Annotated in this window: 24 protein-coding genes and 2 pseudogenes; 14 read left to right on the top strand and 12 right to left on the bottom strand. The window is 53.0% G+C overall.

Annotation, left to right across the window (positions count from 1 at the left end; translation table 11 throughout):
• Positions 1-97 precede the first annotated feature (97 nt).
• The 3 genes from RBB76_RS21725 to RBB76_RS21715 form a co-directional block, all read right to left on the bottom strand.
• Positions 98-472: a hypothetical protein gene (locus RBB76_RS21725; RefSeq protein WP_429634377.1), complete on the bottom strand. Its 375-nt coding sequence runs from the start codon at positions 470-472 to the stop codon at positions 98-100.
• 201 nt (positions 473-673) lie between these two features.
• Positions 674-958, bottom strand: a complete 285-nt coding sequence (locus RBB76_RS21720; RefSeq protein WP_429634379.1) for a hypothetical protein — start codon at positions 956-958, stop codon at positions 674-676.
• 142 nt (positions 959-1,100) lie between these two features.
• Complete coding sequence (locus tag RBB76_RS21715; protein ID WP_429634381.1) at positions 1,101-1,322, bottom strand: helix-turn-helix domain-containing protein; 222 nt, start codon at positions 1,320-1,322, stop codon at positions 1,101-1,103.
• 158 nt (positions 1,323-1,480) lie between these two features.
• Between RBB76_RS21715 and RBB76_RS21710 the strand changes: the two genes are divergently transcribed.
• From RBB76_RS21710 to RBB76_RS21700, 3 genes are all read left to right on the top strand, one after another.
• A complete protein-coding gene (locus tag RBB76_RS21710) occupies positions 1,481-1,918 on the top strand; it encodes a DUF6908 domain-containing protein (RefSeq protein ID WP_429634383.1) in 438 nt (145 codons plus the stop codon).
• Positions 1,919-1,999: 81 nt separating this feature from the next.
• Entirely contained in the window at positions 2,000-2,293 is a 294-nt protein-coding gene (locus RBB76_RS21705) for a ParB/RepB/Spo0J family partition protein (RefSeq protein ID WP_429634385.1), read from the top strand.
• Positions 2,221-2,385 (top strand): hypothetical protein, encoded by a 165-nt coding sequence (locus tag RBB76_RS21700; RefSeq protein ID WP_433963578.1) that lies wholly within the window; start codon positions 2,221-2,223, stop codon positions 2,383-2,385. The genes RBB76_RS21705 and RBB76_RS21700 overlap by 73 nt, the downstream gene beginning before the upstream one ends.
• 42 nt (positions 2,386-2,427) lie before the next feature.
• On the opposite strand, the pseudogene RBB76_RS21695 reads toward RBB76_RS21700, so the two are convergent.
• From RBB76_RS21695 to RBB76_RS21680, 4 genes and pseudogenes are all read right to left on the bottom strand, one after another.
• Positions 2,428-2,751, bottom strand: a pseudogene (locus tag RBB76_RS21695) (DUF6262 family protein); the annotation flags it as partial.
• A pseudogene (locus RBB76_RS21690) lies at positions 2,744-3,478 on the bottom strand (tyrosine-type recombinase/integrase); the annotation flags it as partial. The pseudogenes RBB76_RS21690 and RBB76_RS21695, both read right to left, overlap by 8 nt.
• Positions 3,479-3,920: 442 nt before the next feature.
• Positions 3,921-4,460 carry a hypothetical protein gene (locus tag RBB76_RS21685; protein ID WP_429634387.1) on the bottom strand — a complete coding sequence of 180 codons (540 nt, stop codon included), beginning with the start codon at positions 4,458-4,460 and terminating at the stop codon, positions 3,921-3,923.
• Positions 4,451-4,738: a hypothetical protein gene (locus tag RBB76_RS21680; protein ID WP_429634389.1), complete on the bottom strand. Its 288-nt coding sequence runs from the start codon at positions 4,736-4,738 to the stop codon at positions 4,451-4,453. Before RBB76_RS21680 ends, RBB76_RS21685 begins: the two co-directional genes overlap by 10 nt.
• Before the next feature lie 968 nt (positions 4,739-5,706).
• Here RBB76_RS21680 and RBB76_RS21675 point away from each other — a divergent pair.
• Positions 5,707-5,946 (top strand): hypothetical protein, encoded by a 240-nt coding sequence (locus tag RBB76_RS21675; RefSeq protein ID WP_429634391.1) that lies wholly within the window; start codon positions 5,707-5,709, stop codon positions 5,944-5,946.
• A 628-nt stretch (positions 5,947-6,574) separates the two neighbouring features.
• Here RBB76_RS21675 and RBB76_RS21670 read toward each other — a convergent pair.
• Entirely contained in the window at positions 6,575-7,162 is a 588-nt protein-coding gene (locus tag RBB76_RS21670) for a ferritin-like domain-containing protein (RefSeq protein ID WP_429634393.1), read from the bottom strand.
• A 465-nt stretch (positions 7,163-7,627) separates the two neighbouring features.
• Between RBB76_RS21670 and alkB the strand changes: the two genes are divergently transcribed.
• From alkB to RBB76_RS21655, 3 genes are all read left to right on the top strand, one after another.
• Entirely contained in the window at positions 7,628-8,287 is a 660-nt protein-coding gene (gene alkB / locus RBB76_RS21665; protein ID WP_429634395.1) for a DNA oxidative demethylase AlkB, read from the top strand.
• Positions 8,288-8,332: 45 nt separating this feature from the next.
• Entirely contained in the window at positions 8,333-8,578 is a 246-nt protein-coding gene (locus RBB76_RS21660) for a hypothetical protein (RefSeq protein WP_429634397.1), read from the top strand.
• A gap of 663 nt (positions 8,579-9,241) precedes the next feature.
• Positions 9,242-9,661, top strand: coding sequence for a pyridoxamine 5'-phosphate oxidase family protein (locus RBB76_RS21655; RefSeq protein WP_429634399.1), 420 nt, complete (start codon positions 9,242-9,244; stop codon positions 9,659-9,661).
• 694 nt (positions 9,662-10,355) lie between these two features.
• Here RBB76_RS21655 and RBB76_RS21650 read toward each other — a convergent pair.
• A complete protein-coding gene (locus tag RBB76_RS21650; protein WP_433963577.1) occupies positions 10,356-11,393 on the bottom strand; it encodes a DUF2252 family protein in 1,038 nt (345 codons plus the stop codon).
• 450 nt (positions 11,394-11,843) lie between these two features.
• Here RBB76_RS21650 and RBB76_RS21645 point away from each other — a divergent pair, with 450 nt between their 5' ends.
• Complete coding sequence (locus RBB76_RS21645; protein WP_260739422.1) at positions 11,844-12,185, top strand: DUF3147 family protein; 342 nt, start codon at positions 11,844-11,846, stop codon at positions 12,183-12,185.
• A gap of 4 nt (positions 12,186-12,189) precedes the next feature.
• Positions 12,190-12,609 carry a DUF3147 family protein gene (locus RBB76_RS21640; protein ID WP_260739424.1) on the top strand — a complete coding sequence of 140 codons (420 nt, stop codon included), beginning with the start codon at positions 12,190-12,192 and terminating at the stop codon, positions 12,607-12,609.
• 768 nt (positions 12,610-13,377) lie between these two features.
• Here the strand turns inward: RBB76_RS21640 and RBB76_RS21635 are convergent.
• Positions 13,378-14,100, bottom strand: coding sequence for a hypothetical protein (locus tag RBB76_RS21635; protein ID WP_429634403.1), 723 nt, complete (start codon positions 14,098-14,100; stop codon positions 13,378-13,380).
• A 273-nt stretch (positions 14,101-14,373) separates the two neighbouring features.
• On the opposite strand from RBB76_RS21635, the gene RBB76_RS21630 reads away from it, so the two are divergent.
• The 4 genes from RBB76_RS21630 (at position 14,374) to RBB76_RS21615 (ending at position 19,454) form a co-directional block, all read left to right on the top strand.
• Positions 14,374-14,577 (top strand): DUF3459 domain-containing protein, encoded by a 204-nt coding sequence (locus tag RBB76_RS21630; RefSeq protein ID WP_433963476.1) that lies wholly within the window; start codon positions 14,374-14,376, stop codon positions 14,575-14,577.
• Entirely contained in the window at positions 14,574-16,757 is a 2,184-nt protein-coding gene (gene glgX, locus RBB76_RS21625) for a glycogen debranching protein GlgX (protein ID WP_433963475.1), read from the top strand. Before RBB76_RS21630 ends, glgX begins: the two co-directional genes overlap by 4 nt.
• A 568-nt stretch (positions 16,758-17,325) precedes the next feature.
• Positions 17,326-17,988: a hypothetical protein gene (locus RBB76_RS21620; RefSeq protein ID WP_429634407.1), complete on the top strand. Its 663-nt coding sequence runs from the start codon at positions 17,326-17,328 to the stop codon at positions 17,986-17,988.
• Positions 17,877-19,454: a mechanosensitive ion channel family protein gene (locus RBB76_RS21615; protein WP_429634409.1), complete on the top strand. Its 1,578-nt coding sequence runs from the start codon at positions 17,877-17,879 to the stop codon at positions 19,452-19,454. The genes RBB76_RS21620 and RBB76_RS21615 overlap by 112 nt, the downstream gene beginning before the upstream one ends.
• 100 nt (positions 19,455-19,554) lie before the next feature.
• On the opposite strand, the gene RBB76_RS21610 is transcribed toward RBB76_RS21615, so the two are convergent.
• A complete protein-coding gene (locus RBB76_RS21610; protein ID WP_429634410.1) occupies positions 19,555-21,420 on the bottom strand; it encodes an AI-2E family transporter in 1,866 nt (621 codons plus the stop codon).
• A gap of 206 nt (positions 21,421-21,626) precedes the next feature.
• Entirely contained in the window at positions 21,627-22,514 is an 888-nt protein-coding gene (locus tag RBB76_RS21605) for a YihY/virulence factor BrkB family protein (RefSeq protein WP_429634412.1), read from the bottom strand.
• A gap of 402 nt (positions 22,515-22,916) precedes the next feature.
• Between RBB76_RS21605 and RBB76_RS21600 the strand changes: the two genes are divergently transcribed.
• Complete coding sequence (locus RBB76_RS21600; protein ID WP_429634414.1) at positions 22,917-23,411, top strand: hypothetical protein; 495 nt, start codon at positions 22,917-22,919, stop codon at positions 23,409-23,411.
• Positions 23,412-23,589: the final 178 nt, after the last annotated feature.

Genomic DNA, 23,589 nt, shown 5'->3' with positions numbered 1-23,589 from the left:
TCCATGATCCCGCCAACGGCAGGGGCCGCAATTGACATTTTTTGTAGCACTCATTCGTCACTAACACATCAGTCTAGACTCGCGAGAAGAGTATGCTTCAAGTCGGAGCGCGTGTCTGCGCAGGCTCATTTTGAATGAGCAGCTTTCCTACTGTATTGAGAAGCGCGGAAGGCCCCACAAACCCTCGAATAAGATCCACCCCATCTATCGAAACTTCGTTCTGCCCGCAATCCAGGACCACACATTTGATTTCTGGTTGGAGCGCGTGCGCCGTTTCCAAAATACCGCGCCGCTCCTCGCCCTTTAGGGTTTGGCACAAAACGACAAGTTCAATTGGATGATTCATGAGCACAAGCATGGCATTTCCAAATGTCTCCGCAGTGAACACCTCATACCCCGCGTTTCCGAGAATGAGGCTGCGTGTCATCACTAAGATTTCGTCATTGCCGTAGACCAAAATCGTGCCGTGCATGATTTGCTCCCTGGGGGAGGAGGGCCTGAGCTTCGCGTCTCGGCAGCTACCTTAACACTTTCGCAAACTTCTGTCATCCACCATGGAACCATCTTCCTATCAAGAGTCCCATCTGCAGGTTTTCCCCCACAAATGGGTTGATAGAACGCAACATGCAAACTCTTTCATCTTGCGCTGCTGCCAGCGGGAAGGGCTAGCCGCTCACCCAAGCCTTCGCCAGCCTTCAATGAATCCAAGACTCTTTAATTGGTCAGCATTCAACTCGATAGCCTCACAGCAGACGTCCACAACTTCCTCTAGCCAAGCCCTCTCTGCCGCGCTGTTTAGATTGTCGATTTCTAACTCCGACAGATTCGCCAATCGAGCACCGACCATGAGAACGTCAGGATTCACATGAATCGCCGTCAAAGAAGCTTTTCCTTTTGCAGATGCAAAGATCTTCAGATATCCATCGGTGGTTCGTATGAATGCGAGTCGGTATGTCATCTCGAAAGTTTAACTCTTGCCGAACAGGGTTTTTTCATCAAAAGAGTTGAATGCATATGCGAACGGCGCGTTGCGAAAGGAGGGAAGAACGGCAAACGTGCAGCTTCAAGCGGCCAAACTCCCCTCTCGGTCGATCCGCCAGCTAGGGTAGGGAGTCAAACAACTCTTTCGTCCGAATGGAAAGCGCCCCAGCCAACTTCACAATGTTTTCGAGGGCCACATTGCGCTCGCCCCGCTCCACGCCGCCGACATAGTTGCGGTGCAGACCCGCTCGCTCTGCCAACTCTTCTTGGGAGTATCCCCATTCCTCACGCAGCGCGCGAACGGCTCTTCCGAAGACTGACTTGGGTGAGGCTTTGGGCACCTCTTCATGGTTTGCCCTTGACCACTATGAGTCTACACACGATGAGTGTGATATTCTCCGGCTGTTCGAATGGCCATCGCGTAGTCGTCGGTTCTCAGATCTGGGTTGCCATCGCAAGGCTACGTTCGCGCTATCACTTTCGAAACTCCAGAGAAGCCATGATCGAATGCAGAGAACTTGCCGGCAAAGTGATTCGTCGATGCCAGATCGACAAAGACGGTAGGCACCACGGCCTGTACCTCAAGATCGAGAACCGGCCCTATCTGGCACTGGTTATCGAAGCCATGGACGAATCCGGCCCCATGGGGCTGCCGACGCTCTCCGTCGCGCACTATGGTCTGCAAAACGGCGACCTCATGCGCGATCCGGAGATGTGCTTCGAGCTTGGGCTTGCCGGAGGGGCGCACCTTGACCCTTTCTACTGCCGGAACGACTATGTCGCCGTCGAGCAGTGGAGCCGCAATATCGTCCGCGACTACTACGTTCACCTCGTCGCCCTCCACCAGCAGCACCTTCGCTTTGCCCAGACATGGGACGCCAACCTGCGCATGCAGGGCTTTGCGGAAGCGTTTTCGGACAAGTCGATTCGCGGCTAGTCCGCTTCCTTGAGCGGATACTGCACAAACTGTCCGCTCTGTGTCCTTCACTCGTTCACCGCTCGAAAGGAGCCATGCATCATGGAAACCACCATTAGCAACGCCACCGAGTACCGCAACGTCTCTCTGTCACTTCTCAGTGAGTCCAAGACCAATCCACGCCGCATCTTTGAAGACGCCGCTTTGCAGGAACTGGCCGAAAGCATCCGCACCCAGGGCGTTCTTTCGCCCTTGCTCGTGCGGCCGCTAACGGAGAAGGGCTTCGAGATCGTCGCCGAGCCCGGCGCTATCGCGCAGCGCAGATCGCTGAGGCTGACACCATTCCCGTTCGCATCGTCCAACTCAACGATGCGCAAGCTCTCGAAGCGCAGTTGATAGAATTATCTATAGTCGTCAAGCGATTTCTTTCTTGTATTGCGGTTTCGCACGTCGTGGACATGTCCACGACGTGCAGGTTTATCGTTTGAAGGTCGTAGTACAAGCTGGCCGTAGGCCAGTTCCAGTTGTTCCTTCAGTTCTTTATTCTTCGCTTCCAGTTCCTTGACGCGAAGTCGCAGCATTGCGATGATTCGTTCTTGGGAGATGAGCCTCCGGTCTTTGCCTGTGTTCTCTGCGATTGGCTTTGAGACTGTCCGCAGCTTCATGATGCGCTCACGCAGGAGCTTGGTTTTATAGAGCCATGCTGTGGAGACTCCAGCTTCAGCGGCGACTGTGCGGAAGTTGATCGACTGTTCGTCGGTCTGCATACGGCGGATGGCATTCTGGGCTCTTTCCAGCACAGCTTTGCTTCTGAGCTGCGTGCTTCGTTCAAGCCCCACTAGATTTCTACGCATGTACCACCTCCAGAGACGTGATGATATTCACCAGGTTCTCCCGCTTCCGCTGATTCATTTCGCTTTGACGTACCCCTCCATTCGCATCTGCTTTGGCGATCACGCGCTCTGTCTCGCGCAACTCTGAGCGATGAACATCGAGGAAGGTGATATCCGTTCGGAAGTGGGCGCAGTTCAGACAAGCATTGGGATGGGGACATGGTCCAGCGACCGTAGGGATAGAGCAGAAGCCATTCGTCAGAGCCTGCGCGAGTACGTTGCGAGTGAACCACTGTAGCTCCGCTGTATCGTTCGCCGTGTTCTCCATGACCTTCTTGCCAGTGACATCGACCAGCGTCCCTGCAAGGTACTCCGACAGCTTCTCGCGCATCGTGCTGTCGTGGATATGGGCATAGCGGCTGGTCATCTCCGGGCCTTTATGCCCGAGGTAACGCTGGATGATGTGGTGCGGAACACCGAGATTGATCATCCTCGTTCCAACCGTGTGACGGAACTGATGCGACTGGAAGCGGAACAGCTTTCCGGTCGCATCTTTGATCGGGTGGACATAAGCCAGATGATTGATCGCCTGCGAGAAGCTGGCCTGACGTGTGGGACGCCCACGCTCGTTTGGGAACAACAATGTCGATGCGTTACCTCGCGCGCGCACGGCTTCCTGCTGCTCCTGCACGACACGCGCGATCTCCTGTGAGACGGGGATCGCATTCTCCCGTCGGACCCTACCCTGAAGATAGCGAAGGTAGAAGACGCCTCGTGCATCTGCAGAGGGCGCCTGATCGAGCGCACGGTTGCATGTGGCCTATCTGCTGGAAGGATCCTACGCTATCGCCCGGACCGCTTAACTTATGCAGCATCGACAGACGTCGAAGATCCCAGATGTCTTTCTCCTGCTCTGGCCGTTCGTCGTAAGCATCGCTCAGCAGAAGATAGAATGGCGCAACGTGCTGATGTAAGCACTGTCGCGTGGCGTAACAGACGGCTGCTGATCGCCATCCATTCGGCAGGTCGTTCCCAGCAGATACATGCCACGCTTTGTCAGATAGCTCGTATATACGAAACAGTGCTACCAACGCAGCATGACAACGGAGGAGAGATACCGTAACTCAATCGTCGATACGCAGTTCGGGCGCTCCAAGTCCATTACTGATGGACATTCCGAACCTCCGACCTTACGTATCCGCCTCGATAACGGTTAGGCTCTTACCGGTCTCTCCCGCCCGAAGAGAATCCGCCGTGACCACCAGCGTGACACCGGGTGTTAGTTCCCCGTTCAATCGATCCCGGAAGTCGTCGGGCATGGTCACTCGTGCACGGTCGGCCGCCGACACTTCCCTGCTACCGGTCCAGTTTTGTCCAGGCAACGGCAATTGCATCCAATGAAATCCCTGGTCGTCGACTTTAGAGAGACTGTACGCTGCGGTTTCGGTTACGGGACCTGCGATCGTCGCATGAGCGGAACCAATCAGAATACCGTTCCGCAACACAATGATCCTCTGATCCGATGCGCTGAGCCTCAGAGAGGCCGGACCAGAAGCAGACTTCTCCGGTTGCCAAATTGAGGGACCAGTTTGCGCGGCAGCATTCGCAGCGATACTTTGCAGCAGGTCAGGGGTTGGGGCGACGCGTGGCAGTTCCTCGAGATCTGTGATGACAACCGTCATTCCCATGGGACTCGCCTTATAGAGCAGTTTGGCAAACGCTAACGGCATTCGAACACAACCTGGGAGGCAGGATAGCCTGGCAAGCTCGCAGATGTGGACATGAAGGTGCTTGAGACTTTCATCAGAAAGGCCGTTACGGCCACGAGGGGCGAGGTAGGCGTAACCTCGTAGTTGTGCACCTTAGGGCGACCGTTGGCTGCGGAATCTGATCGCAGAAAATTATTCTTGGGCGTCTGCCCAGCCCCGGTGCCAGTCCACGGTCTTCCCGTCACTCGGTTTACCAGCTTTGCCTGCTTGGAAACCGGCGTCATACTCCAAAGAGTCATCGTGGACTCCAGACACCTCGTCTGGCTCAGGCAGTTCATTGATTTTATCTATCTCTGACATTTTCCTTCGGATGCTGATTCGCAGTTTCTCGTTGCAGCTATTGTGGCAGGCTTCCGATACTCGGCCAAAAGCACGTCAGACAGTCGGCTTCTCGTCGGCGACGTGGCTGAGGACTGACAACCGTTTAGGGGACGGCCTGGCGATCTTCAGAGTAATGGACATGAACCAGACGCCCGCACCCAGCTTCTTTGCGCTAGACCAGGGTTTCCGACACGGTGCGTCGTTACGGCTAATTTGTCCTTTCGCATTGTCGCGCGAAACTCCCAGTGAAATTCAGACCAAGCGGCATCACCGTCGACGTGAATTGACACGCCATTTGTTTCAAAGAGTTACCAAATAAAGGGTCTAGGTTTGAAGAAACCCAACAAGACCCAATGAAGCGCAAATCTGCTTAGTAAGACCTTCGTACCATGCGTTAGAATGGCTACCACGTCGAAGTGAGCTGCAGGTATTGACCCGAATGCCACTTCCAACTAGCCAACCCAACCCACCTGGGCGTGCTTTCCTAGCCTAATAAGGCTTCAATGCTTTCCAAGTCCCGTACTGAATTGGAAGCCGATTATTTGGTGTCTGAAGCTGATTATCGTGAGCTTGTGCGCCAGACTCTCGTCCTCGGCCGATGTACCTGTTCCAAAGGTGTCGAGTACACGAGAGAGGTGGATGCGGTTTCGGATCAAAGACGATCGGCGCTTCGCGAATGCAATCGAATATTTGGTCTACTGCAGAGGGTTTTATGAGCGAAATTGTCATAACGTGCGTCGGGTGTGGAAAGACCGAGACCGTGGACGACCGGCCGGAGAGCATCAGAAATAAGAAATGCAAGACATGCGGTGGCGCAATGATCGTGAAGCGCCATCCTGGAAACTCCTCCAACGCTTAACCAAGCCTCAATATGTACGGAGGGTATGTGGGCAAACCAACGATTGAACCGTTGCTCAAAGAGATACACGATGCTGAGAGGGAGATCGACGCGATTGAATGCAAGATTCAATTTGCCGACCTCAAGAAGACCTATCCACACGAATACGCGGCAATGCGTTCAGAACAAGAGAACCATCGTCAGCAGATTTTGCACTGTAAGGCTTCACTGGACAATCATGTGAAGGCAGAACAAGTCGAAGATCCGGGATCACTCGATAATGAGTAATATTCTCATCTTCAACATGCCGCTCTGAACGTTGCGGAGGGCTGCAAACTAGGTCGTGACGATCTCGACACGACTAACTTCGCGTTCAAGCTTGCTACCTCGAGGCCTTCTTTGTGATAGTTGTTTTGGCCGCAGCGTCATAGCGTTTGCGAAGTTTGCCCGGCTTCGTCTTTCTACTTGAGCTCGAAAGCTTCGATGGTTTGATCTCGACAAAGATCGCTCTTACCGAGTTGAGATCGTACATGTAGTCTTCCGACGGTAGATTGCTAACGATGCTGCGGAGCTCAGCGTTTGCCTGGTTTGAAACACGGCCTGCAGTTCTAATTTCGTGGGATAGTTCGCAAAGGACATCTTCATACTGCGCGATGCATCGCATGGAGTGGAGTAGCGTGTCAAGGCGATGAAGGTAAGAAACTTGCCGTGTCAGTTCTGTCTGAGTCCGTGAGTTGGATGCTGCGAGTCTCTTCTTTGCCATAGCTATATACGTTAGATCAATTCAACGGGTGCAATCATCAGGAACAGCTGCCGACTTCAAATGTGTATGTGATCCGAAGCCCGACATAGTCTTATCTGAGGTCATCACCTAAATCTAAAGAGGCGGTCTCGAGACCACCTCTTTAGATTTGCTTTACCTATTGCGTCTGAGTGTAGGGGCGGCTTTCTTCTCGTCCTCACGACTCTTTCGAGCGGACTCTTTTTCCTTCGAAGTTTTCGGCTTCTTCTCCTGATCTTCGGGCTGTTGTGCAGACTCCCGCAAAATAGGCTTCGCCGCGGCCAAGATATTCTTCGCTGCGTTGAGCTCTTCATTGAGGTTCTGCGTGAGCAAAGATACAACGTCCTTCAGACCCAGCGTCTGAGCCATTGCGATGGTTGCAGTGTATCCCGCAATCTCGTAGTGTTCGGTTCTGAGTGCCGCTCCAACAATGCCGGAGTCAAAGGATGGACCTTCCTCATCCTTTTCCAGCGCATCTGCACCTTCCTCGATGACACCCTCCATTCCGTTGCAGTGCTCGCCGGTTGGCTTTTCTTCAAGAATCTCAAATACCTGTTTCAGCCGTAGGACTTGTCCCTTGGTCTCCTCCAAATGAGCCGTGAAGAGGGCTTTGAGTTGCGGGTTGATTGCACCCTTGGCCAGCTTCGGGAGGGCTTTTACTAATTGATTTTCCGCGCTATACATGTCTCGGAGTTCGTCAACTAAAACTTCGTTTAGTGCCACAGGTGACCTACTTTCTTCGCTTTGAATTTGGATGTCAGAAAGCCGAGTATCCCGTAAAACAACTGCAGAGCGGCTCCATGCCTTCGTAATCTGAGATGCAAAAAAACAGCTATTTGTGACCCAGGATAGTTTCTTAGTGACTCAGACTAATAGGTACTCAAGTAGGCGGTTGACTGACGAAGCAACAAACCAGCTCGATGAAAAGGAAGCAAAACTCTATGTCAGATAGATCACTTCGAAAACTGTTGTTCGAATCGCACTCACGGCTGCGGCAAGCCTAATCGGCTTGACTGCCCTAACCGAATGTCTGGTCGCTGGCGTTTCGAGCAATGGAGGCGCGTTTTAATGGCCCGGCGAGTTAGGCCTGGTGGGAATCATTCTCCTTGTGGTTTCCTCCTGCGGCGCCGCTAGACCAGAGAGACCCAATCTGGAACCAGAAAGATTTACGGTAAGAGGATGAAGAAAATGAGGATGACAGCTCCTCTCTTTGAGGACGATTCCAAACATGCATGTCCCCGCGACTATCTAGGGCCGGGTACCGCAATTTTGGAAGGGTTCGCTCTGCGGTATGAGGCTCTGATCCAAAATGCCTTGTTAGAGATTGCCGACCAGTCGCCTTTCCGACATATGACAACACCGGGGGGCTTTCGCATGTCCGTTGCCATGACAAACTGCGGCGCCTTGGGTTGGGTTACGGATCGGAAAGGTTATCGATACGACTTTGTCGATCCAGATACGGGATCACCCTGGCCAGCGATGCCGGCATCGTTTGTCGAACTGGCGCAACGCTCGGCTAGTAAAGCTGGATTTCCGGACTTTGTGCCGGAAGGCTGTCTCATCAATCGCTATGAGCCAGGGGCGAAGCTTAATCTGCATCAGGATAAGGATGAGCTCGATTTCACCGCACCCATTGTCTCGGTCTCTCTCGGTCTCCCTGCGATCTTTCTGTTCGGGGGAGATCAGCGTTCAGATAAGACCGTTCGCATTCCAGTTGTTCATGGTGATGTCCTGGTGTGGGGAGGCCCGGCACGCATGCGTTATCACGGCGTACTGCCGCTGAAAAAAGGTGTCCATCCACTCTTTGGCGGACACCGCTATAACCTAACCTTCCGCAAGGCCCTATAGGACGCCCAGATTTACCATAAGATCATGGATCCGAGGCTCGAGGACATGTCGACCTGGACAGACATAACGGGGCATGGGCAGCTGCGTTTCTTTGTGGATAATGAAGGGAATTTCTGGCTTGAGCAGAACGCTTCCAAGCAAACCAAGTGGGCAAACCTTACGCGCAAAGGGCACGAAGTCGCATGGGAGTTTGCTGGTCGTGGGGGCTCATACACTGGCCGCATGATGATCGACGGTGAAATTTACACGCCATCCGAAGCAACGAAGAAGTTTCTCGCTCAGAGCGATTGAACGCCACGTCAATACCCTACGACTAGACGGCCGAAGGATGAAGTCGGCGTGCCGTTCCGAGTCGGAGTAACGCGAGTTGATCGTCGTTCAACTCAACTTCTTCGCAGCATGAAGGAGTCTTAGCGGGACCAAAGCCAATCTGAACCGCCGTTCGAATTGCCTGTTCGACCTCTGGGCTCAGTCCAGCATGACCGACCAGGTTTAGAAACACCTGATCGTCGTCGTACATCGAAATGACCTGCTCTGAAATCCGCCCGGCGCTAGCGCTGACTCGCAGTAGACCCTCATGTGTTTTGCCGAAAGACAGCCGATAGAGCATTCGAGAATGCTAACACCTGTCACGGCTACCCGGCAGCAACCGGCTCCAATGAAAACCAGCATGCACTATCAGTTAAACTGAATTGTTCGGTAGTTTATGTCGATTTGGTGAAACGGTGAGTGATTGCTCTCTTGTGGTCCAAACGTTGCTTTCTAAAACCGCATCTACCTTCGTGTTGATGTGCAAACGCATCAATGATTTAAGGCTGGCAGGGGAGCGGGGTTTTCGCGATTTCTCTTGCTTGTCTCCGGTGAATGAGAATCGCGCGTAACCGGAGGACCCTGCTCCAGCCTTGCAGTGAAACAACAACTAACATTTGAGGTGACTTGATGAGTGGCATGTCTATGAAAGACTTAGCAAAAAAGGTAGCTGATATTGACTTCACCATGCTATCCACGCGGGCCGATGACGGCGAAATTGGAGCACGACCGATGAGTAACAACGGTGATGTCGAGTACGACGGAGATTCGTGGTTCTTCACTTGGGAAACGTCGCGAATGGTAGCGGATATTCAGCGCGATCCCCGAGTGGGCCTGTCTTTGCAAGGGAAAGCCGGGATTCTAGGTAAGCCTCCGCTATTTATATCGATTGAAGCGATAGCCGAGCTGGTCCGGGATAAGGCGCTATTCGAGAAGCATTGGAACGCCGACCTGGAACGATGGTTTGAACAAGGCATCGAAACGCCGGGAATTGTACTGATCAAAGCGCATGCGCAGCGCATCAAGTATTGGGACGGTGAGGACGAAGGCGAAGTGAAAGGTTAGCCTCAAGTCGTAATTGCTAGAGCTTGCAAAAGACAGAATGCTCTCACCAAGCGCTGCCAATGGAAGCGCTCTGGTCGACGACTCTCTATTTTGACGCAGTGCCACGATGTCTATAGCGTGCTTCTTGGTCGATGGGGCTGATCCCTCTCCACTTTTGCAGCGAGGATGTGACGTGCTGGCCGAGATCAATTAGAAAACGCGCGTCAACCACTATAGGACCGAGATGCTCTACAAATGCGGGAACGAGAGTCTCCGCGGATCCTTTGTCGCGCGTACATTTTAACCAAACTGTTTGACCTTTTGCGAGTACACCTCCGCCCAAGAAGTTGTCTGTCGGCCACGTCCCGGCAGGACCATAGGGCACATTGCGCGACGTCACATAAGGGGCTTTGAAGCATTCCGGCCGCACCATTTCTAGTCTCTCCTCTAGAGAAATGCACTTTTGTATTTTCCGATAGGCGCCAATTTTGAAAGATGTTTCCACAAAGAGAAAGGTTGCCATCCCACTAGCTACATGATGCCGCGAAGAATGGAGAGGTCAATGGACAACGACCTTGATTGCTAAACGGCTACCGAGTTCCGCTTGAGGCGGCGAAGTGGGAGAAGACAGCGCTGTTCGCACTCAGTTGGCGAACTCTGCATACTTGGTTTTCGTAGCGAACCGATCCTAGTCCAGCAAACCTTGCGTTCGAACTTAGCATTTCTTATAACGCTTCCAGTCCTTCTCCACGGCCGCGGCCATGTGGTTTGCAGAGTCGCGCAGCCAATTCGCTTTCCTTTTACTCAAGTCTTTCAAAACGCGGGTGGCCTGCCCCTTTGTCCCTAGATGGACGTTTGCCGCTTCCGCACCCATCGCCTGAAGAATCATTTGCTCGTCACTATGCTTGGGCAGAGTTTGAATATCAATGGGATTTGAGTCCGGCGAAAGGCGACGAATTAGCCAAGATCCTTGAATGACCTGGAAAGGGTCCGGGGAACGTACCGCGGAAGAAATCGCATCTTCGTAGTTGGACTGGCCACGGCCAACCGCCCCCCTCACCCAGACGCAGGCAGACGGCAGCACAGCCTTCGCTTCTCGTGCGACATAACCTCCGCGCCACTCTCCGATCGCCACAAATCTTTGCTGTCCAAGACTGCCTAGACCCGCTTGTCTACGGACGACTTTATATTTCATTTGCGGGTCTGGAAGGGTCTTTTCCAGCGCCCGCCTTACATCAGGAGCAAGCTCCTGACGTACAGGCGGCAGTTGATTTAGTTTGTCCCAGAAATCGGTTGGCGGCTTGAAACTGTCTATGCCGAGTTTTCCGAGCTTTTGTTCACGTTCCGCGAGAACCAGAGGGCGGCCGCCTGCCTTGAGAGACCGGACATATCCCTCTAAAATAGCGTCGCAGCCCGCCTTCACCTTGATTGACAAACCTTCCGCGTCGATGACGATCTTCATGCTGGCGGCTAGTCGGACCAAATCATTGGTGTAAGGCAAGCGGAAAGCCTCGTCGAAATCGTCGACTCCCCAACAGAGCCGGCCCTCCACGTCTCGCCAAGTCCCAAAACTGTTCACATGCAGATCGCCGACAGCGAGAACCTCTGGTGCGTCGCACAAATCGGAGCAGATCGACGACCATTGTTGAGCCCACCTGTAGAAGGTTCCCCGCAAGAAAAGGAAGGGACTCTCTTTCATCTGTTCATGCTTTGAACGAAGATCCGACGAAATTACCGTCGTACATCTTCGCATCCAATGTTCGTAGCTGGCGGTTGCCTCCCGTATGTTCAACCCACCGGTCTTGGACGTTTTTCCAACCCGTGCCTTACCCATCCGAGTCTTAGTCATTTCCGCCCTGCATGTGAATAGAATGTGAATCAACGCTTGGGACGCGATTCTTCTCTTTCAAGTTGTTTTGTAGCTCAACGATAGGCGGAGTTCGACCGCCCGAATGTTGATTCCTGGTCATGAGGAAGGTCGACCGGCAAGGGTCAGAGGGGGAGGGCCTCGTTTTGAGGTTCAGACCTGAATTACCATCTGCGCTCCGAAATGTGGGTGTTTGACAGGCAACCTAATACGAAGGGCCGGCATAAATATCTCACGAAAGGATTACCCAACCCCGTGGCAAGAAGCATTTCAGTTGCTAGGGAGAAAGAGCGACCTTGCAATTACTGAGTGGGACGAAGGAAGGCGACAGTGGTGATGGATACGATATTGCGATTTCTAATAGGCGGCCTAGTGGTGAGCGTGTTTGCAATCCTTGGCGACATGATAAAACCGGAGTCGCTTGGAGGAGTGTTCGCCGCCGCTCCGACCATTGCGTTTGCGACGCTGTCATTGACGTTGCATAAACACGGTGCCGCGTATATCGCGATAGAGGCTCGTTCTATGGTTGCTGGTGCGATTGCGTTTTTCGTCTATGCGTGTTGTGTGAGCTTTATACTCGTGCGTTGGCGGCCGAAATCGCTAATGGCCGCCATCACATTAATGCCGGTCTGGTTTGCAACGGCAGCAGCCATCTGGGCGCTCTGGCTGCGGAGATAAGAAGATGCGGCTAAAGCTAAGGTTCGATTCCCTGAAAGAGACCAAACCGATTGAGTATGCTTCACGGTTCATCTTCGGTGGTTTAGTAACGGTCTTTGCAGGGCTTATCGCGGACCACTACGGGCCGGTGGTGGGCGGCCTATTCCTGGCGTTTCCGGGGATCTTTCCCGCAGGAGTGAGCCTAGTCGAGAAGCATAAAACGCAGCGAGAAGCGTTGGCCGGCAAGCTAGGGACCCGTTCCGCACGGGGTGAAGCCGGTGTAGAGGCGGCCGGCGGTTCGATAGGGGCGGTTGGGTTAGTCGGATTCGCAATGGTACTGTGGCGGGGGCTACCGACCCATACTTTCTCACTGATGCTCTTCATCGCTTCAGGGGCTTGGATCGTGGTGGCCGGGCTGTTCTGGTGGGCGCGGGAGAGAATGTAACCCCTCGGAAGACCCAACCAGAAATAGTGATCGGGTATGACCGCCGTAAAGAAAATGCGAAGGAACTCTACGCCTATCCGACCGAGGCCTTAAATTATTCCCGAGCGCCGTGATTCGAACGATAATGATCCATTAAAGCTCGTGGAACCGACGTGACAAAGCTGACAGTGATCGCTGGCAGACTAACCATGTCATGAGCAAGCGTAGTACTGTCCGCGCCGCCAAGCAATGATCCATGTCGCATCGCATACCAACTGAAAGCCGTTGAAACGGATGCGAGGCAAAATGACACTAGCACGCCCGGGCCCACGTGAGGAGTGCGAGCGGCATGGTGCACCCCGAGTTGAGCCATCACCATCAAAGCCGGCAGCCCTAGACACACAACCGTAGCGGTTGCTAACACTGGTCGGGACGACCTCAGCCGTTGGGAAACCGCTCCTATCAAACCAGACGCGAAAACCGCGAAGAAAGCTTCGACTATCATCGCAGCGGCAGCTCGGTCGGGGCCTGAGCGCAAATTGCTGATGTAGAACGTCACTCCGCGGAGCAGTGCGCTAAGGATCGCTGCCTTCCAACTCCATGGGGGTTTGAGCGTTTTGAAGGGTCTTAGCGTGATGTCTCGGAGAGCACCATAAAGATCATCAGGCCGTGGAGAAGGTTCTGACCTAGGAGAAGACATGTCGCGGTGTGATGCTGATCGACCAAATGAGTGTTGCGTTTGCGTGCGACACGCCCAAGGGACGTAAATCTCAGGTATGGTCGACTTATTCAGTGGCTAAACGTTGGACTGATTTCTTCCATTCTCCATATGGGTCCTCCCTCATACAGCGGTCCCTCTTCCCGAACAAACGCGGGAGGGGTGCCGTTCTGCAGCCAAATGTGATAATCGGCAGGCTCTTTACCGATGATCGGCGCAACAACTCCCGTCAGGCCACCCAACTCAACATGGATGGTGAAGTCCGTGGCTTTCCTCCGCAGCGAGCCTACTGTGAAAGGAAGGCTTCCTGTTGGTTTGATCGAAAGACGGACCACCCGAGGTCTTGAGCCTGGAACAACGTAGGAGATCTTTGTTTCCGTAGTGGACGGTAGGATATTTAGAAGTAGATTTGGCGGAAGCCCATTCGAAACGTCTCCAGGCAGATCCAAGTGTTCCTGTGTCAGCTTCCCTTCTCTATCCCGGGAGATGATCTGACCAGACTCTACGTCGATCAGGAAATCGATTGGTTTCGGAAAGGAAGGGCCACGCTGGATATGGTGATCGCTGATCAACCTGAAGGTGTTGCTTTGGGTAAAGATCGTAACGTCGTCGTCAGTTGAACCGTCAAGAAAATGGAAGGTAAGACGTGAGGTCACGCGGCCGCCGTGAACGGTCTGTGTTGACTCTCCAGTGGCAATCAACCGGCCATCAAGAGTCTTGAGCGCAAGAAATCCGTGACTGGAGCCCTGCGCATAGCGAACTTTGACAGGTTCCGCACTAGCCAGAACGCTCAATACACACATCAAGCAAAACAGGCCAAATGAACGGGTGTGTGAAGCGCGCATTAGGTTGGTCCTCGCGTCGGTTTTCGAAACTGTATCTCTGTTCCCCAAGTGAGATGCAATTTTTACCGACCCGTTTTGACACATTCGCTTTTGGTTAGGACACCTTGACCAGCGCCCATAGTTGTTCGCCTGATTGGACCCAACTTGGAGGTGCATACAACGCTTTTTATGTTTTTTTCAACCAAGTTACTGACAGTTAAACATGGGGGATAGAAAGGCTGGGTGCCGCGTGTTGGGGCCGTCGTAGTGCGTTTTTGGAATAGTAGCGGTGATCGACAGCTGATGCTCGCTGCCAATCTGTCCGACGACTCGACAGATGGCTTCCCCGAGGCAAGCGGTAAAACCGTTTGGCAGGAAGGTCCCGAACAATTTGGAAGTCAAATGCGACCATGGTCGATAAGGTGGTCGTTTCAGGAGGACAAATGACAGTTCTAGAGGCACCCCAAAAAGAGGAATCGAGGAGCCACTTAAATCCCACTCTTCTGCCAGGAAGGCCCTATCCTCTCGGCGCGGCAGTTCACAAGAACGGCACCAATTTCGCTATTTTTTCCCAAGATGCGACCCGCGTTGAGTTGTGCCTGTTCAACTCGGATGGCGAGCAGACTGCCTGTATTGCTTTGCGTGAACGTACGGCTTACGTGTGGCACGGGCTAGTGCTTGATATCAAGCCCGGACAACTTTACGGCTATCGCATACATGGGCTGTGGGAACCCGACCATGGCCACCGGTTCAACCCGAATAAATTGCTAGTTGATCCGTATGCGAAAGCTATATCCGGCGATGTCGATTGGAAGGCCCCGATATTTCCCTATGATCTTGCGTCGGGCGACGATTGCAAAATTGACGAACAGGACAGTGCGGCTGGCGTTCCCAAAAGTGTAGTAATCGATAATAAGTTCGATTGGGGAGATGATTCTCCTCCGGAGACACCTCTCGCTGACTCTGTCATATATGAAGTCCACGTCAAGGGTTTTAGCGTACGCAATCCAATGGTTCCTGAGAAACTGCGTGGTACCTACGCGGGCCTGGCGCACGAGTCCAGTATCAACTACTTCAAGAAACTCGGTATTACGGCGGTTGAATTGCTCCCCGTCCATCACTTTATTGATGAGGGACATCTCGTAGATAAAGGTCTTAGCGACTACTGGGGATATAACACGTTAGGCTATTTCGCGCCGATGTCACGGTACAGTTCTTCGGGAGACCGAGGGGGACAGGTGCGTGAATTCAAAGAGATGGTCAAGGCTCTTCACGCAGCGGGCATCGAAGTGATCCTTGACGTGGTCTACAACCATACCTGCGAAGGTAATCATATGGGCCCAATGCTGAGTTGGAAGGGAGTATGCAATGCGACCTACTATCGTACGGTTGAGGGAGACCCTCGGCACTACATGGACTACACCGGAACCGGCAACACGCTTAATGTACGGAATCCACAAGTGCTGAAGATGCTCATGGATTCGCTGCGGTATTGGGTTACCGAGATGCATGTGGACGGGTTCCGCTTTGATCTCGCCGCGACTCTTGCCCGCGAACTCCACGATGTCAGCCGACTCTCCTCCTTCTTCGACACAATCCATCAGGACCCCACCCTAGCGGATGTAAAGCTGATTGCAGAGCCGTGGGACGTTGGTGACGGGGGCTATCAGGTAGGCCAATTCCCTGTTCTCTGGGCGGAATGGAACGGGATCTATCGCGACACCATTCGTCGTTTTTGGAAAGGCGATGCAGGTCAGCTATCGGACTTTGCCAATCGCTTAACGGGATCAAGCGATCTGTACCAGTTCGATGGTCGCAAACCCTACGCAAGCATAAACTTCATTACCGCGCACGATGGGTTCACTCTATGTGACCTCGTAAGCTACAACGAAAAACACAACGAAGCGAATCACGACGACAATAAGGATGGCGCCAACGACAACGAATCCTGGAACATGGGCACTGAGGGACCAACGGACGACCCGCAGATCAACACGTTAAGGGAGCGTCAGATCCGCAACTTCCTTGCCACTCTGATGCTTTCGCAAGGAGTCCCAATGCTCGCAGGAGGCGATGAGGTCGCCCGATCCCAGCGCGGCAACAACAACTGCTATTGCCAGGATAACGAGTTGACTTGGTTCGACTGGGATCTGGACGATTCTCGCAAACGTCTCCGCGACTTCACCAGTCAGCTTATCCAGTTTAGGCTCTCTCATCCCAATCTTCACCGTCGTAAATTCTTCCAGGATCGTCAGATTCGCAGGAAGGACGGAAACACAGTAATTCAGGACATTGCCTGGTACAACCCAGATGGAAATCAAGTCGGAGATGAAGTTTGGAACGCAGGATGGAATCGCTCTATTGGCCTACTCCTGAACGGTCAGACTTTGCAGGTCACGAACGAAGAAGGCAAGCCCGTCATTGACGATAGCTTTCTCATTCTCGTCAACGCTTCTCATGAAGGTGTTGAGTTCACGTTACCGCCGCCGCTGGTCGGATCCAATTGGTACCAAGTAATCGATACGGAAAACATCGATGAACCCTTTGCCAAAGTGGTAGTGGACGCCAAGGTCATCGTCGGCGGCAGATCCCTAAAACTTCTATCCGATGAAACACCACAATCTTAGAGTAGTGGCCTACGCGAGCGATTGGCGACAGCCGGCCAGCGCTCAGCGGCTGTCGGCATAGTGTTCGAACCTAAAACTCCGCAATTACCGGAGCGAAGTCAGCTGCGTCTAAAGCAGGCTCAATGCTCGTGCTCGGAGCGCATCGAGGACCTCGTAGGGCTACGAGGATAGCGGCTTGCCATGAAGTACATGCGACGGCAAACCCTATATCTAAGCTGCCGACCTATGTAGTTTCAACGATAGTGTGATGATCTGCCCAAGCATCTTCCAGCCGATGTGCGAGCAGTTCGATAGGAGCGTTTCGCCTCGGCAGGATTACGAGTAAACCTGCTGCAGCAGCACAAAAGCCTACGATCCCCCAAAGTATAGTTTTCATCATGTTTCTCCCTGTAAGTCGCTGAGCCTTCTGATTGCGTTGTGGGTTTGATGCGGACCGAAGTATCTCTGGCTGCTTGAACCCACAAGGTCGGGCCGGCGCACTGGATCGCTGCGCTCAAAGCCTCTGATCTGCGCATCAAAGGAAAGGGAAACTCGAGAGGTTGAAAGAAGAATGGGAATGAAGTCGGGGATGAACCAGGACGAAAAGAGTGAACAGCAAGTGATTGTGCAGCGACAAAGACGTATTCCATCACTCCTAGTATGGGTCGCCCTTGTTCTCCCTAACATCGTCTTTGTGGGCGGCGGCGTAATGGGACGAGCACGGGCGCAGGTAAAAGATAGCCCGCAACGGCCTGACAAATCCGATGATTCGCAAGAGCCCAAGCCGGATAAGAATGCGGCAGCGGCAAAGAATAAGAAAGTCTCGGCAAGGGGGGTACCTGGCTTTGATTTGCAGTCTAGCCGAACCGACATTCTGTCGCATCTTAACGCGGTAATTAGCTTCTACCGCGCCTCACTCGTGCCGATTCAGAAGGCCGGGGAGCCAAATGACGCTGTTTACTTCGCCCAATCGGTTGAGCTTTCCTCACAGGCTGCAACTTACGCGTTTCAGGCAGCTCAGGCCGGAGCCGCGCTCGCGATTGTGCATCAGGATGTGTCTACTGGCGATAGACAGAGACTAGAGAACACCAAGACGAATGTTGAGCAGGCGCTGGTGGTGCTAAAGGGGCGGGAAGACACTTGGATAAGGCGATCGCAACGGCAAACTCGCGACAAATCAACTCTCTTCGGCTACAGAGGGAGGGGGTTCAGGCAGCCATCGACCTCAACAATTCCATGGACGAGGCGCTAAAAAAGATTGTAGGCATCTCCGACACCAAAGACGGAAGCGGACTTGCGGCGGATGTAGAGCGACTTCAACGATCCATTCCAGAGTTGAACAGCAAGGAGAAGATCGTTGCGCCTCAACTGACTACGTTGGAGTCAGCGCGATCCTCGGGCGTTAGCAGCCAGGGAGTGGTTTTGTTTCAGTTGTTGGAGACCAAGCACGCGCTTGACGGTCTAATCAGCCAGAACGATAAAGCTCATCAAACGGCCCTTGCTGTTAGAGTACCGATCTCGACCGTTCTTCGCACTCTTGTCACTAAGGGCCAACTGTTGACCGAAGAGGCGGTTGAGGCTTCGGCCCCGCCTCAAGCAACAGCAAAGAAGATGCCGGCTGAGACAAAGACCAAGGCGCCCACTTCGATTCAGCCTACTCCGACAGTAACAGCTGTTACCCCACCCATGTCGACGTCCCAAGCTACCTCTGCAGAGACACTCGGTTCGATCACGAGGGATTTCCAGGCCCTATCTTCGGCTGCAATCCCCTTGAGCCAGGAACTTATCGTTCTTCAGGAAAGCAGATCAAACCTTACCGCATGGCAGGGTGCCGTGGATCAGGAGTACAAGGAAGTCCTTCACGCGCTTTTGCTTCGCGTAGTAGTGATCGCCATCGCGCTAGGGATCATCTTTGTTGGGGGCGAGGTATGGAGACGCGCAACCAATAAATACGTGCATGATCCACGAAGGCGACGTCAGTTGTTGGTGGTTCGAAGGATTGCGATCGGCTTTCTTTCAGTAATTGTCGTCCTTTTCGGTTTTGTGACGCAATTCAATTCCCTCGCAACGTTTGCGGGGTTTATTACAGCCGGCATTGCGGTAGGACTACAAACTGTCCTACTCTCTGTAGCTGCGTACTTCTTTATCGTCGGCAGATATGGGGTCAAAGTAGGCGATCGGATTACCGTCTCATCCGTGACCGGAGATGTAATTGACGTCGGCTTGGTGCGGTTCTACATGATGGAGCTAGCAGGCAGCGGGGTGGAAATGAACCCCACGGGCCGAGTGGCTGTCTTCTCCAACGCAGTGCTATTTCAGGCGGCCACGCCTCTCTACAAGCAGATACCGGGTACCGAGTTCGCCTGGCATGAACTGATTGTGAAGCTCTCAGCGACGACTAATTACACCAAAGTGTGCGACGCCATCATGAACGAGGTGAAGACGGTCTACGAAAGCTATCGTCCTAACATCGAGCAGCAACACCGTGATGTTGAGAACTGGATGCAAGCTCCAATTGCCGCTCCGGAGGTCGATTCACGGCTTCAGTTTAGCGGAGGAGCATTTCAGTTGTGGGCGCGGTTTCCAGTTGAGATCAGAACAGCGGCGAAAACAGATGAGGAATTGACGAAACGCTTAGTCAAGCTAATGGAACAGAACGACGAGTTCAAGCAGGCATTTGCGGCGACACCTGTGATCCAAGCTGCGGTAAAAGGGTAAATCTCAGCGCGCGCGCTATCGCCAACGATTCAAGCCACTTTGCGGTGTTCTTCCGTTCAGGCAGCAAACAGAACGCCTTCGTGAACGTCTGGCAACCGACCTAAATAGAGGCGGCTAGACTTTTCTTATCTTCAATAAGCTCACTGCCCTGCACAAGCGCAGTTGAGGTAGCGCCGACGGAGGGCCGTTGGACCTTTTCCCTCACATATTGCAGCACGTCTGGGAGAGTGAGCAGCACTGAATGCCCGTCGAACAGCTTCAATCGGCGTTGTGTTTTATCGAGATCTCCTGCAAAGTGCCACAGGCAGATGATGATATTGAGATCAGGAAATTTCGCTCTAAGCTTTTGATATAACGCTCTAGTGTGTTCGATTGCAAATGGCGGCAATGCGGAGATACAGACAACGGTTGGCCGAAGTTCGGCTGTTGTCGAAAGCATTTCACCAATTGGCCCGATAGGAACGCTATGGCTGCTCAACCCGCTTCTTTCGATGCACTGCGTCAAAAGCAGGCCAACAAGTTCGTCCGCCTCATCTCGTGCTGGGATGCAAACAACGCAACTCGCTGAACTGTCTGTTAGGCACGGGGTTTCGGCGACGTTGATCACTGAGGTGTCACTCAACTCTTCGATCAACTCACGTGTGCTCTGCATAATAAAACTTAGTGTGGCATCATCCAATTCGTTGCGATGCCGGTCCTGTTCGACGAGGCTGAGAGCCGGAATTAGAACTTCGCTGTAGAGCTCATCGAGGGACTTGGTCTGAAGATACTGTTCTAAGACAAGCTTGGCCTCGCCTTGATCTGAAGCTAGCAGACGCTGGTAGTAAAGATCGCCTCGCGATATCTCCGATTCGTCGCCCAAGAGAATCTTAAGGAAACTTAGACTTGGGATGTACCGTCCCATAACGACCAAGGAGACGGTTAGCGGCGTAGACAATATTAAGCCAGGAAAACCCCATATCAGAGTCCAAAACACGGCTGCGACGAGAATCGCCAGAGCGGAGAGACCAACCTGTGACCCATACAGAAGAGGCTCAACAAAGTTCGCTACGATGAGTTCTAGCGCAACGAAAGAGGCCATGGTGCCCCACGCGTGTCCCCATCCGGGAAACACAGCGAGCGATAGAAGTATTGGAATTGCAGCAGATGCGGGGGCACCGATGTAGGGCATGAAGCGAAGGATCGCCGCAAGGAGACCCCACAGCCAAGCCTCAGGTATCCCGATTAGGTACAAACCCACCCCGACGATCAAACCGTAAGCGGCATTTACAGCCGACTGCAAAAACAGATAGCGCTGGATGCGACGTGTTGCCTCGTCGAGAGCCTGAGTCATTACATGCAGCCGGCCACCGCTCGACAGATGGATGAATCTATTGCGAAGGTCTTCTTGCCCCATGAGGACAAAAATTGTAAAGACAACAACAAGGCCCGCTGCCCCCATTGAGCCCAGTACGTTTTCGACATAGGCAATCGTGTTCGACTGAGGTACGACCTCTACTGCCAGTGGCCGATCGGGCGAGGATCCTGGAGGCGGCTTCTTGGTATGACCTTGCTCTGGGGACTCTGAACCGGCCTTAGCTAAGTCTTTCTCAAGATCTCCAAAGGTCTCTGACACTTTGCTGAAGTTCGAGTTGCGTAATCCACTTAGCACATGGATCTTCTCTTCCAATATCGTCTTGTAGCCAGGCAGTTGACCTGCCAAATCTGTCAGTTCAACGGACAGCTTCCAGGCGAACCCAAAAGCTAACGTACTCAGACAGAGGGCTATCAGGAGGATTGAAGCCACACGCGGTAACCGGAGTCGACCGAGAGAAGTCATCACCGGCGCCAGAAGCAGGGAAAGTAATAACGCGAGGGCCAGCGGGATAAACACGCTGCGACCGAAGTAGAGCGCGGCGACTACTACGACGAAGGTGACAATGCGCAGCAGCCTCGCCGTTTCGGTCAAATTAGATTTCTTATTCATTTGGACACGATTTCAGCTCAACAGACTATCTGATCCCAGGTACGTCAAGACGTTCATATCATAAGGGTCCTAAAAACGTATCCAACCGAAGTTGTCGAGTAAGCGGATCTACCGGTTAATCCAATTCACGACAAGAGTATATTTGCTTGGCTTGGCGGTAATTCATTGAATCACTGCATCGAAAGATGTAGATAAGAGCTAACCGCTCAGGGCCCTGCTGCTGCAGAAGATTTTGACGTCGCCAAGGGTGGTGACTTCCCTGCCGCCCAAATGGAATAAACGTGAGTGAATTCTGCACCAAAGAAAAATATCTGCGCGGAGTAGTACACCCAGATAACCATTGCGACGAGGGATCCTGCTGCTCCATAGGCCGATCCGGGACTTGCTTTCCCAAGGTAGAGGGCCAGTAACGATTTCCCTAGCGTAAAGAGAAGAGCCGTGAATGTAGCTCCAACTCTGACATCCTTCCAGTCGACATGCGTATCCGGAAGGTATTTGAGTATGAATCCGAACAGAACCGCGATTCCAACGAAGGAAAAGGCGAAGTTCAGGCCTTCCATCACCAACGGCGAAATAGGGAGTACGTCGCCGGAAAATTTTGCGACTGCGTCGAATCCAGCACTTGCGATGAGGGAAACGAAGAGCAGGAAGCCTACGCTTAGTACCATTCCGAGAGAAAAGATTCTGCCCCTAATCAGAGACCACACACCAGAGCTCGTCTTAGGAGGTGCCTCCCAGATAGTGTTTAGTGCCGACCGCAGTTCTGCGAACACTCCGGAAGCCCCAAACAGCAGCGTGATCAAGCCGATGAGAGTGGCAAAGATGCCAGCAGACTCCTTCTGGCCGCTCGCTAACATGGAGCGAACAGCTTCTCTGCCTTCAGTTCCGGCCATCCCTTGAACTTGACTAAGCAGATGGACTTCAGCACTCGATTTGCTGAAGATAATCGCGGCAGCTGCTACCAGCAGAATGACAAGAGGAGACACCGAAAGAATCGTGTAAAAGGCCAATGCCGCACCGAGACGAGGCGCATCGTCTTCGTTCCAATCCTCAAAACTGCGTTGAACCAACTGCAGCCAAACTCGTGGCTCCATGGTCACATCCAAAAGTGATACTTATTGAACCCACCCACGTGCGAAGGCGTAGACATTTATATGAAGCTAGATTCGATGAAAAGGGTGCTGGGATCGATACGATTTTTATCTGAGCGCCGACCTTGTCGGATTTTTGAGCCTCTCGAAGGTAGGCGAACGAGACAGGTAAGCTGTACAACCGCAGGTGAGCGTGTTCCCCGCGCTTCCCAGGATTTCGCCGGGGGGTAGCGTTCTAGTGAAATAAAAGCGGTTCGGGGAGTGAAGATATGCTCGAGATAAGAGCCAGATTTCTTTGCAGGCCGCTAGGACCAGACCACAACCCCGTCAAGCGGAAGGAACAAGGGTTGCTTATGTTCGTGAGCTACTGGTAGGGTGTCACTCGATTGGAAAGATAGGTCCTTCATGAACGATCCGCTGGCAACTTATCTACACGACCATCTTGCCGGCGCTAATCTCGCCATTGAGTTGCTTCGTGCAATGCGTACTAAACATCAAGATGAGCCCATAGGGAGTTTTCTAGATTCCCTTCTCGCTGAGATTGTTGAGGATCGCGAGACTTTGAAAGAACTCGCCGAGGAAACAGGAACCGGTCAGAGTACTTTGAAAGAATTGGGTGCCTGGTTATCCGAAAAAGCGAGCAGATTCAAGCTCGGTGATGGTGCTAATGGCCCGTTTGAGGTGTTCGAAGCTCTTGAGTTTCTGTCGCTCGGCATTCTCGGTAAGCTCAGCCTCTGGAGCGCATTGCACGTAGCGGCTCGGTCAGACACGCGTCTTGAGGGAGTCGACTTCACCAGGCTCATAGGTCGGGCCGAATCTCAATACGCTGCAGTAGAAAAGCGACGAATTTCATGTGCGGAAACCGCATTGAGGCGCGTCAAAACAGCCACTCAAACGTAGAGATTTGCGGCGATCGCTCTACCTAATCCCGCATCATCGGAGCCTAGCCTTCAACGACACAGTCCTCCCTGGGGCGAGTATCTCCTCGCTGTACGCCAGAACTTAGAAAGGGGCCGATGGATGTAACGGAGTGCCCTGTCCTGGTGCTTCTGTCGAGCGGTGGCACATAAGAAGAGGG

The organism is Tunturiibacter psychrotolerans (genome assembly GCF_051013365.1).
GTDB lineage: Bacteria > Acidobacteriota > Terriglobia > Terriglobales > Acidobacteriaceae > Edaphobacter > Edaphobacter psychrotolerans_A.
This window is presented reverse-complemented; position numbering and strand designations above follow the sequence as displayed.

Excerpts from the sequence above, each read along its gene's own strand:
- RBB76_RS21605 (WP_429634412.1), bottom strand. The coding sequence starts at position 22,514 with ATGGAGCCACGAGTTTGGCTGCAGTTGGTTCAACGCAGTTTTGAGGAT.
- RBB76_RS21620 (WP_429634407.1), top strand. The coding sequence starts at position 17,326 with ATGAACCAGGACGAAAAGAGTGAACAGCAAGTGATTGTGCAGCGACAA.
- RBB76_RS21725 (WP_429634377.1), bottom strand. The coding sequence starts at position 472 with ATGCACGGCACGATTTTGGTCTACGGCAATGACGAAATCTTAGTGATG.
- RBB76_RS21650 (WP_433963577.1), bottom strand. The coding sequence starts at position 11,393 with ATGCGAAGATGTACGACGGTAATTTCGTCGGATCTTCGTTCAAAGCAT.
- RBB76_RS21705 (WP_429634385.1), top strand. The coding sequence starts at position 2,000 with ATGGAAACCACCATTAGCAACGCCACCGAGTACCGCAACGTCTCTCTG.
- alkB (WP_429634395.1), top strand. The coding sequence starts at position 7,628 with ATGAGGATGACAGCTCCTCTCTTTGAGGACGATTCCAAACATGCATGT.
- RBB76_RS21660 (WP_429634397.1), top strand. The coding sequence starts at position 8,333 with ATGTCGACCTGGACAGACATAACGGGGCATGGGCAGCTGCGTTTCTTT.
- RBB76_RS21645 (WP_260739422.1), top strand. The coding sequence starts at position 11,844 with ATGGATACGATATTGCGATTTCTAATAGGCGGCCTAGTGGTGAGCGTG.
- RBB76_RS21680 (WP_429634389.1), bottom strand. The coding sequence starts at position 4,738 with ATGACTCTTTGGAGTATGACGCCGGTTTCCAAGCAGGCAAAGCTGGTA.
- RBB76_RS21710 (WP_429634383.1), top strand. The coding sequence starts at position 1,481 with ATGATCGAATGCAGAGAACTTGCCGGCAAAGTGATTCGTCGATGCCAG.
- RBB76_RS21655 (WP_429634399.1), top strand. The coding sequence starts at position 9,242 with ATGAAAGACTTAGCAAAAAAGGTAGCTGATATTGACTTCACCATGCTA.
- RBB76_RS21640 (WP_260739424.1), top strand. The coding sequence starts at position 12,190 with ATGCGGCTAAAGCTAAGGTTCGATTCCCTGAAAGAGACCAAACCGATT.
- RBB76_RS21720 (WP_429634379.1), bottom strand. The coding sequence starts at position 958 with ATGACATACCGACTCGCATTCATACGAACCACCGATGGATATCTGAAG.
- glgX (WP_433963475.1), top strand. The coding sequence starts at position 14,574 with ATGACAGTTCTAGAGGCACCCCAAAAAGAGGAATCGAGGAGCCACTTA.
- RBB76_RS21610 (WP_429634410.1), bottom strand. The coding sequence starts at position 21,420 with ATGAATAAGAAATCTAATTTGACCGAAACGGCGAGGCTGCTGCGCATT.
- RBB76_RS21685 (WP_429634387.1), bottom strand. The coding sequence starts at position 4,460 with ATGCCGTTAGCGTTTGCCAAACTGCTCTATAAGGCGAGTCCCATGGGA.
- RBB76_RS21600 (WP_429634414.1), top strand. The coding sequence starts at position 22,917 with ATGAACGATCCGCTGGCAACTTATCTACACGACCATCTTGCCGGCGCT.